Here is a 9,811-nt window from a genome sequence, read left to right as displayed (position 1 = left end):
CTCTCCTTACTAAGGAGAGGGGGGATAAAGCACAGCTTTATCGGGGTGAGGTTAAGCCGTAACTCACTAGACGAGGAAACGCTATAGCAGTCTGATTTTATTAATAAAGCCTTCTTTGGCACCTAAAACCAAACCACAACAGTGAAGCAAATCAGAAAAATTTGGATAAATTTAGACTTATTTTCATTACAGTCACGCCTCACAATTGGTATTGGTGCATTTTCGGCTTTGGCATTAGGTAGCCTCGCTACATGGACTAGTTGGAAAATGCAGCAAATTTTAGTTGATAGTCATAAATATAATATAGAAGAAATTGCCAAGCGCTTGCCGCGAGATGTGCAACTTTATAGTGAAATGATGCAACCTGAAACTGGATTGCAAAAGGCTATCAATAACTTAGCAGATACCAATACATTATTATGGTTAAAAAGTCCTGATAATAAAATTTTAATTAAGTCTGCCAGTTTTGATTTATTATCTGATACTATGGCAGCTGAGTTAATGTCCCTGACTAAGATGCCGATTAAACCACAAGTTTACAAAGTAAACCAAAGCTACTTTGTTTTATGGGGTAGTTCTGTGCAAGTGCAGGGTAAGTTGCTTGGTGAGTTATTTTTAGTAAAGGATATTACCCGTGAACAGAGAATGTTTATGGTAATGGTGCAGAGTTTAAATATTACTAGTGTTTTGGCAATTATTGTTTTAACAGCTGCGATCGCATTTTTTATTAAGCGTTCTCTACAACCTCTGCGCCAGCTAAATCAAATGACTTCTGTGATTTCTGCTAAAGATTTAGGACAAGCGCAGCTATATCTTGATAATGCACCGAGCGAAGTTAAAGAATTAGCTCAAACCTTAACCATGCTATTATCGCGCCTCTCACAATCTTGGGAGCAAGAGCGAGAGTTTGTGAGTAATGTTTCTCACGAATTACGCACACCATTAACGATTGTACATGGATACTTGCAAAGTGTTTTACGAAGGCAGAATAACTTAACCCAAACCCAACAAGAAGCTTTAGAAACTGCTGCGTCGGAAGCTGAACGTACCATCCGCCTGCTACAAGATTTACTTGATTTAGCACGAGCAGATAGTGGTTACTTATATTTTCAGATGAAATCTTATGTGCTGAATGACTTGATTGAAGAAGTTGTAATGATGGCAGAAAAGTATAGCGATCGCATAATTACAATCGAGTCAGAAATTTACCCAATTGAGGTAAAAGTAGACTACAGTCGCCTCAAACAAGTATTATTAAATTTGATTGATAATGCTATTAAGTATTCTGAATCTAATACACCGATAGTTTTCAAGTTAAACCAGCTTCAAGACAAAGCAATTATTCAAGTTTGTGACAAAGGTTATGGCATTCCTTTGCAACACCAAGCACGCATATTTGAGAGATTTTACCGAGTAGATGAATCTCGCTCTCATGCTACTGGAGGTTGTGGTTTGGGTTTATCGATTGTCAAGACACTTGTAGAGGGTATGGGAGGTAGTGTAAGTGTGCAATCAAAGTTAGGGGAAGGAAGTATGTTTACAATCAGTTTACCTACACTGTGAAAATTGAAAAACAATTTATAGCTTTTCCTAATCACATGATTTACATCGTAACCCCCTCCTCGCTTGCCTACGGTGTACACACAAGTCGAAAAAAGCTCGATTTCCTATTGTTCTCTCGTTCCCATACTCTGCATGGGAATGGCTGATTAGGGGCTGCTGCCTCCAGTTAGACATTGAGCCAGAGACTCAATGAATGCATTCCCAGGCGGAGCCGGGGAACGAGGAAAGCCTTATCAAGTTAGGTTTTTAGGAGTTGTGTGTACACCGTAGCGCTTGCGGGGTGGGGTTCAATACAGTTCGGTTAACGTGTGTGTTTATTCCTCGAAGATCCCTCAACACCCCTTAAAAAGGCTTGCTCATATCTCTTTTACCCCCTTTTTAAGGGGGTCGCCACAGGCGGGGGGATCTTATCCGAACGGTATTAAGTGGGATTCTTGTACCTTACTCAACCGAGAACCGCTATAGTATTGCACTATAGGAGCGTCTCAGTTTTGCAGTTGCTCAATCAGATTTGCACCCATGATTTTTTATCCCCTAGTCACTTGCTATTTTACCTGTTTTAGGAAATGAAACAGCCCTGCTTTCCATTAGGGGGTAAGACTGACCTATACTTAAGCTATACCCAAGTTAGACATTAATCCATAACGCAGTAAAAACGCACTGATGAAGGACGGCTGGGCGATTACAAACGATCGCTACGTAATTCTGTGCGTAAATCAATAGTCGAAAAATGGGGTTTAACGCCTGAATCCTCAACTCGATATCAGCTCTGATGGCTGAAATGAGGTAAATTCGTTAAGACTACCTGAACAAGGATACCTCTAACATGTTTGTCAAATTAACTGTTAATTTTTTAGTTGTTGGGGTTTATAACTAAAGACTACTAACAACTTTATTTAAGATGCTAAGTTTGTTAAAAACAATTCGAGATGCGATCGCTAATTGGTGGTCAGAGTTCACACTCCAGACCAAATTATTGGCTGTGGCCACAATGGTAGTTTCCTTGGTGATGAGTGGTCTGACCTTCTGGGCTGTGAATACAATTCAGCAGGATGCGCGTCTGAATGACACCCGCTTCGGTCGTGACTTGGGGCTGCTGCTTGCTGCCAATATTGCCCCCCTAGTTGCTGACAATGATCTTACTGAGGTTGCCCAATTTTCTCAACGCTTCTACAGCAGCACCTCTAGTGTGCGTTATATGCTCTACGCCAATGAAACCGGAGAAATCTTTTTTGGCATTCCTTTTTGGGAAGCGGAGGTAGAAAACTCCCTCACCATTAAACGGCGGATACAACTGCCAGAAGATTACCCTGGTGATGGGGAAAAGCCGATGGTGCGACAACATACAACCCCAGATGGAATAGTCACCGATGTGTTTATTCCCCTAATCGTCAATAAAAAATACTTAGGTGTATTAGCGATCGGTATTAACCCCAATCAAACTGCTGTCATCTCCACCAATTTTACCCGCGATGTCACCATTGCCGTTTTTATCACAATTTGGGTAATGGTAATTTTGGCAGGAGTGATTAACGCCTTGACCATCACTAAGCCGATTAAAGAACTGCTAGTGGGGGTGAAACAAATTGCTACCGGGAATTTCAAGCAGCGTATCGATTTACCTTTGGGGGGCGAACTGGGGGAGTTAATTTTAAGCTTTAATGAGATGGGAGAGCGATTAGAGCGTTATGAAGAGCAAAATATTGAGGAACTGACCGCAGAAAAAGCCAAGCTAGAAACCCTAGTTTCCACGATCGCCGATGGTGCTGTGTTGATTGACAACAATATGCAGGTGATTTTAGTCAACCCCACAGCAGAGCGAATTTTTGGTTGGGAAGCTGCTGATGTAGTAGGTCAAAATGTGCTATACCACTTGCCCCCAGCAGTACAAATGGAAATCACCCGTCCCTTGAATGAAATGGCAGCAGGCGAATGCGAAAGTGCCGAATTCAGGATTTTTATTAATCAACCCACCCCCCGGACAATCCGCATTCTCTTAACTACAGTACTCAACCTGCAAAGAGAAAGCATCAAAGGCATTGCAATTACTATTCAAGATATTACCCGTGAGGTTGAGCTAAACGATGCAAAAAGCCAATTTATCAGCAACGTTTCTCACGAACTGCGAACGCCTTTATTCAACATCAAAACCTATATTGAAACCCTCCACGACTACGGCGAAGAGTTAGGTTTAAAAGAACGGCAAGAATTTCTGCAAACTGTGAATCATGAAACCGATCGCTTAACCCGCCTAGTTAACGATGTTTTAGATTTGTCAAAACTTGAATCTGGTCGCAACTATAGCTTTGATGGAGTAGATTTAGCCCAAGCGATCGAGCAAACATTGCGTACTTATCAACTCAATGCTAAAGATAAAGGTGTTGAACTTATTCAAGAAGTTGCTCCTAATCTACCTTTGGTAATGGGTAATTATGATCTGTTAGTACAAGTGTTTGGCAATCTGATTGGTAATGCCCTTAAATTCACAACAGCTGGTGGTAAAGTGGCAATCCGCGCCTACCAACTAGATTTCAAACCCAGTCACACTCAATCTGTTCCAGTACGAATTGAAATTTCCGATACTGGAATTGGCATCGCCACAGAAGATCAACACTCAATTTTTGAACGCTTCTTTCGCGTAGAAAACCGAGTTCACACCCTAGAAGGCACGGGTTTAGGTTTATCGATTGTCAGAAATATCATCGACAGACATCATAGTAAAGTCCATCTAGTGAGTGAAGTCGGCATTGGCACCACTTTTTGGTTCGATTTAGCCACCTTTGAAGAAAAAGCACCACCAATACAAGTTGAACCTATTGCTGAAGCATCCAAAATCACCACAGCCTGAAGTTTAGGGATTGGGTATTGTTTGTTATTTTTGACCATTCCCTATTCCCCAAAAAATACAAATCAAGACCTTAATATAACGAATAACAAACAAACCAATAATAAACCTAATATCAACAGCAAAGCCTGATTGCGTTTTACCCAAATTTTCACAGTTACCGCAAAACTGTTAGTGTGACGCTGCTGTTCCATCTGTAACTTTGTCTCTTCAATATTTTGGTAGAGGGTACAGTTTTTGGCGTAGGGACGCTGGGGAAAATTGCAGGTATCATCAGCGTGATATGTGCAGGTATCGCACAGATACCCGTCCCCAGTGGCGCGGTGCAATGGAATACCGGGATGACCGTAAGCTTTGAGTGTTGTCCGGCAATAGGGACAATTAATAGCTTGACTATCAACGAGTTGATGGCAGAGGGGACAAGATACAGTAGTCAAAACCTTTAGCGCAAATAGGTTAAGTAAACACTTTGATTCTAGCCATTTAGGAGGGCAATAGGGAAATACCGACCTAGCCTGTTAATTTTGAATGTGGCTAGTTCTAAGAAATAGTTAGATTACAGTAAAAACACTACTTTTTTCATCAGTTTTTAGAGTTTCACAAGTAATTTCTATTACATAGAACTATTCAACCTATGCCATAATCGAACACATATCAGGTTTTGTCCCTGATTTTAATTATGTAGAGGTAGAAAAATATTGTCTTTTAATCCTGAGCTGTGCCGTAATGAAAGCGAAGTTGAAAGCAAACTCATAGTGCAATATTTGCTACCACAGCTAGGTTATACTCCTGACACCTGGCATCAAGAAGTTGCCGTTGGTAGCATCCGCTTAGATTTCTTAGCATTTGCCGCACAAGTGCTTCCCTTTGTCTTAGATGCCAACTCACCGTTGAGTGTCGTCATGGAGGCAAAGCATCCTAAACAAAACTTAAATAATCATGTCCCCCGACTCAGGCATTATTTAACCAGTTTAAATGTCAGGTATGGATTGCTGACTAATGGTAAAGAAATTAGAATTTATCAAAAATTCCCGACTGATATTCAGTTAATATTTCAGTGTTCTGGAAAGGAAGTTGAGATAAAAATAGATAAAATTAAAGGTTTAATTGGTAGAGATAGTCTGCAAGAAGGACAGTTGGTAGATAAACCAGAAGTTCAAATAACTGAAAATAATTTAATTTTGGAAACTAAGAGGCAACATTCAATGAAAATAATTGCGGTTTACCATAATAAAGGCGGCGTAGGTAAGACAACCACTGTAGTTAATTTAGCCGCTGCTATTAGGAAAAAGGGTAAAAAAGTTTTAGTGATTGACCTTGATAGCCAAGCAAATACGACATTTGCAACAGGGCTAGTCAAATTTGATGATGAAGAGTTTGATGATATCAAAGATTCTAATATTCGTCATATTTTGCAATCGGAAGATTTTTACTCTATCGAGGAAGTCGCCAGAAAATCTCAATTCACAAATCCAGAAATTAGTGTTGTTCCTTCTCATATTAGTTTAATGAATTATGAAAATGATTTAATTCAGCAAGAAAGTAGTAAAATGATGCTTGCTCAAAAACTCAGCGCAGTAGCAGAACAATATGATGTAGTATTGATTGATACTCCACCTTCATTGAATCTGTACGCTAGGATTGCTCTAATTACTGCTGACTACCTTATTATTCCTTCGGATCTAAAACCATTTGCTAATCAAGGACTAATAAATGTTAGGGAATTTATAAAAAAAATAAATGGATTTAGAAAACAAATAGGAAAGCCTCAACTTGAAATTTTAGGTGTACTTGCTTGTAAAATATCTACCAACAATCAATTTGTCAAATATTCTTTACCTAAAAGACTAGAGGCCATTCCAAAGCGATATGATTTCGAGGTTATGAATACGGTGATTTATGACAGAGATGACCTAGCAAAATGTGCTGAGAAGTTTCTAATTATAGGAAATATAGAGGTTGCTGATCCCATTTCTGTGCTTGATTTTAAGCCAGATTCAACTGCCGCACAAGAATTTGAATTATTAGCAATAGAAGTATTACAAAAGATAGGGTTGACTTAATGAAATTATCTACATCGCTTGTTGCTATCAAGAAAATCACTTCTGCTGTACCTCGATCAAGTTTTATGGATGATCCACTAGAACAAGCAGCGAATCTTATTCTAGAAGCGGCGGGAGTTATTAACCCTATAGTTATTCGTCGTTCAAGTATCGATTCCTTTGAGGTAGTTGATGGACACTTTGAATATCACGCTGCTGCTAGGGCTAGAGAGATAGAACCTCATAAGGGCGAAATGATTGGAGTATTTATTATTGAGCCTGAAAATGAGGATACTTTAACAAAGCAAGTTCAATTATTTAGACAGCAGAAAGCTGATTCTTCAGATAAAACATCTTTCAAATCAAAAGATATAGAACAATTTTTAATAAATTTGGAATCACGTTTTGAAAAAATAACTAAGCAACTATTTGAGCAAGCAAGTACTAATGCAAAGTTAGAAAATGAAGTCAAAGATATTAAAAGGCAAATGGCTGATAAAACTGAACTGATAGAAGTTTTTAAAACCTTTAGTCAAGTTGACATTGCCTCTAAATTACGTAATGCTGGTTTTAATCAAAAAAAAGCTTCTCAGATAGCAGAAATAGTAGAAATTGAACGTAATAAGGAGCAATTTAAATCATTAAATGATGTAGTAGAAAGGGTTAAAATCCCGCATGGTAAAAAGATGTTTAAAGCCATAAGTAGTGAAAAAATGCTTGAAATAGTTGATCAGTAGTCAGAGAAGTAATTGACTAAGTAATTAGTAAAGTACGTTAACGCAGTGTAAAAACCTTTTATACTTTTCTCTACGCCTTTGCGTGAAACATTTCCACATTAACCTCGCGCCTGTCGCAGTGCATTAAACGCCTTACCTCGCAACCCAACTGGTAACAGCGATAACCCTAAACCAGTCCAAGCTTTAGCAGTCGAAAAAGACTTTCCCGCCAAAACTAGCTCCCTACCTTTTTGCGTTTCACCCTTTTCAATTAAACGCAAACCTAATAATAATTGCGTTTCAGTTAAACGTTTCTGCCTAATTGTCTCTATTTTTTCAGACTCAAACTTATAACTTTCTAAATACTGGATTTTATCAAATAAATAAGGAATAGCTCGATTAATACCTTGCTGCTCTGCATGGAAGCGATATTCCATCAATAATTCTGGTAAGTAATAGCCCTTTTTTCCAGCCAAAGCCAGCCGCACAAATAAATCATTATCCTCACAATTTTGCATATTTGGCTGCATATATCCTAATTCTTGCAATGTTTTACGGCGAAATAATGTTGCCCCCACTTGAAAGCTTTGCTGAATAAATACAACTTCCAACAAATTATTTACGACACCTGCTGGTAAATTCTTCCTACCCCAGCGATGAGTATTTTCTTGAGTTTTTGCCTCATCCCGCACATTATCAATATCAATTATCCAATGGTCTGTACCAACAAAATCTATGCTAGAGTCTTGAGCAAGAATAGCTGCGGTACTTGCGAGAAAATGGGGTGTTAGCCGATCATCATCATCAAATTTAATAAAATATTCACCACTGGCAGCATCAAAGCCCGATCGCATATTATTACTTTTACCAATATTTTGCAGATGACGGATATATTTAATCCGGTTATCTGTGTACTTTGATATTAGCTCAGGTGTGCGATCGCTAGAACCGTCATCACAAACAATTAGCTCAAAGTCTTGCTCAGACTGATTCAGCACACTGTCAATGGCATAAGGCAACAGATTAACACGATTAAAAGTAGGAATGCAAACGGTAATTTTGGGCATACTATACACTAATAATTAGGGAATACTGAGAAAATTAATTTATACTCAGTCAATCACTAACTAAGTAATACTATCGTTGCTTTATAAGCTATTATTCCCAAATAATTAATCATATACACACCTTTAATAATTTGTGAAAAATTTTAAGTAGTGTAGGTAACACCAAATTCTACCCTACAGGAACGCCAAGGGCGCTGGCTCCCCTACATGTATTTCAAAAATCAAATAGGAATCCTATATTAATAGTAAGGTGAAAAATTTCCACCATACTATTAAAGTTAGGATAAAAGTCTTTGAAGTTTTTTCCCAGACTTTTGAAGTAAACGATTCATTTGTGACATTACACCAGGGGATTTTAACTGTTTGGGTTTTCGTTCTGGCTCTTTGAGAAATCGATAATATAAAAACTCATCTCTGTAATCAATATTGACATCTTCTCCTTGACATAAACGAGCGAAATCACGAGAAGAATAGCTCATATAGTGAATACGATGAATGGGTTTTAAACCATCTTGATTGTAAAGAACATTATTAATATTAACGAAGGGGTCTGCATTGGCACAGTTGCCTGTTCTATCTTCAACATTGGGGCTGAGTGTAAAGTTAAATATCTTAGGATCACCGTATAGAGTGATATAACCGAATAAGCCAGAACTAGACCACCAAGAACTTTCACGAAGCCATTCAAATTGGCGTTTTTCAATCCATTGCTCTTTTAAGATATCTAAATCTTTGCCACCGAAAAGTAAACGCTTAGAACCAAAAAAGCTATCACAATGGATTTTCGGACGCAAATCAGCTTCCGTTACCTGCATTGCACTCTCAATTATATCAAGATTTATTTGTGTTTTTTCTCTAGGTTTAGCATGTTCCCAATCGTTAAATACTAGATCATAAGTATCCAACTTTTCAAATATGTCATCAATTGGTTTCATGGCTAAACTATCGGCATCATAAAACACAAATCTGTCAAACTCGCCATTAAAAGCAGCGAATTTTCTATGGACAAAGCCTTTGTACCACCCTGGACGAGTTAACTTAGATTCATTTGCCCTTGGATGAGCATCCCAAAGTTGATTTACAAAATTATCCCAGCGATGAATTGCTTCCCAATCTTCAAAAAGTTTGACATTTTTTCTAGACTTTAGTTCTTGCTTAACCAGGTCTAATTGCTGATTATAAGGAATCACATAAACAGGAATATCTTCTCCAACATTTACTTCAATGCTGTTTAACAAAGCTACTAATTGATCATATACAGCATCATTAGCAAGCGTATAAATACCAAATGATTTCATCTAGCTAAATCCTACTTAACTGAAAGACAATTTGGTGATACTTACATAGTACTTACGCATAAGAGATCCCCCAACCCCCTTAAAAAGGGGGCTTTTAAGATTCCCCCTTTTTTAAGGGGGGCTAGGGGGGATCAAGCTTTGAAGTTTTCAGTGCATAAGTCCTGTTACATACTGCCCTACAATTCACTGTAAAAATAACAGCTTGTGTGGAACTATACAGCAAATTTAGCATTGCAATCACTCAATGGGCAACTAATAACGCTCGATAGAGAAGCGGTAG

General features: G+C 38.3%; 7 protein-coding genes. 4 read left to right on the top strand and 3 right to left on the bottom strand.

Annotated features, from left to right (window positions below):
- Positions 1-141: 141 nt before the first annotated feature.
- Both F8S12_RS32330 and nblS read left to right on the top strand, forming a co-directional pair.
- Positions 142-1,563, top strand: a complete 1,422-nt coding sequence (locus F8S12_RS32330; protein ID WP_196520386.1) for a sensor histidine kinase — start codon at positions 142-144, stop codon at positions 1,561-1,563.
- Positions 1,564-2,464: 901 nt separating this feature from the next.
- Positions 2,465-4,411: a two-component system sensor histidine kinase NblS gene (nblS, locus tag F8S12_RS32325; RefSeq protein ID WP_196520385.1), complete on the top strand. Its 1,947-nt coding sequence runs from the start codon at positions 2,465-2,467 to the stop codon at positions 4,409-4,411.
- A 62-nt stretch (positions 4,412-4,473) separates the two neighbouring features.
- Here the strand turns inward: nblS and F8S12_RS32320 are convergent, their stop codons facing one another.
- Positions 4,474-4,845, bottom strand: coding sequence for a zinc ribbon domain-containing protein (locus F8S12_RS32320; RefSeq protein WP_196520384.1), 372 nt, complete (start codon positions 4,843-4,845; stop codon positions 4,474-4,476).
- Between the two features lie 261 nt (positions 4,846-5,106).
- Between F8S12_RS32320 and F8S12_RS32315 the strand changes: the two genes are divergently transcribed.
- Both F8S12_RS32315 and F8S12_RS32310 read left to right on the top strand, forming a co-directional pair.
- Positions 5,107-6,471 carry an AAA family ATPase gene (locus tag F8S12_RS32315; RefSeq protein ID WP_196520383.1) on the top strand — a complete coding sequence of 455 codons (1,365 nt, stop codon included), beginning with the start codon at positions 5,107-5,109 and terminating at the stop codon, positions 6,469-6,471.
- On the top strand, positions 6,471-7,187 hold the full coding sequence (locus F8S12_RS32310; protein ID WP_196520382.1) for a ParB N-terminal domain-containing protein: 717 nt from the start codon (positions 6,471-6,473) through the stop codon (positions 7,185-7,187). Before F8S12_RS32315 ends, F8S12_RS32310 begins: the two co-directional genes overlap by 1 nt.
- Positions 7,188-7,285: 98 nt before the next feature.
- On the opposite strand, the gene F8S12_RS32305 is transcribed toward F8S12_RS32310, so the two are convergent.
- Positions 7,286-8,233 (bottom strand): glycosyltransferase family 2 protein, encoded by a 948-nt coding sequence (locus tag F8S12_RS32305; protein ID WP_196520381.1) that lies wholly within the window; start codon positions 8,231-8,233, stop codon positions 7,286-7,288.
- A 278-nt stretch (positions 8,234-8,511) separates the two neighbouring features.
- Positions 8,512-9,531 (bottom strand): Npun_R2821/Npun_R2822 family protein, encoded by a 1,020-nt coding sequence (locus tag F8S12_RS32300; protein WP_196520380.1) that lies wholly within the window; start codon positions 9,529-9,531, stop codon positions 8,512-8,514.
- Positions 9,532-9,811: the final 280 nt, after the last annotated feature.

The organism is Nostoc sp. WHI, from assembly GCF_015714725.1.
GTDB lineage: Bacteria > Cyanobacteriota > Cyanobacteriia > Cyanobacteriales > Nostocaceae > Nostoc.
This window is presented reverse-complemented; position numbering and strand designations above follow the sequence as displayed.

What these genes read in the sequence shown, in the direction of transcription:
- nblS (WP_196520385.1), top strand. Translation starts at nt 2,465, where the DNA reads ATGCTAAGTTTGTTAAAAACAATTCGAGATGCGATCGCTAATTGGTGG.
- F8S12_RS32310 (WP_196520382.1), top strand. Translation starts at nt 6,471, where the DNA reads ATGAAATTATCTACATCGCTTGTTGCTATCAAGAAAATCACTTCTGCT.
- F8S12_RS32305 (WP_196520381.1), bottom strand. Translation starts at nt 8,233, where the DNA reads ATGCCCAAAATTACCGTTTGCATTCCTACTTTTAATCGTGTTAATCTG.
- F8S12_RS32300 (WP_196520380.1), bottom strand. Translation starts at nt 9,531, where the DNA reads ATGAAATCATTTGGTATTTATACGCTTGCTAATGATGCTGTATATGAT.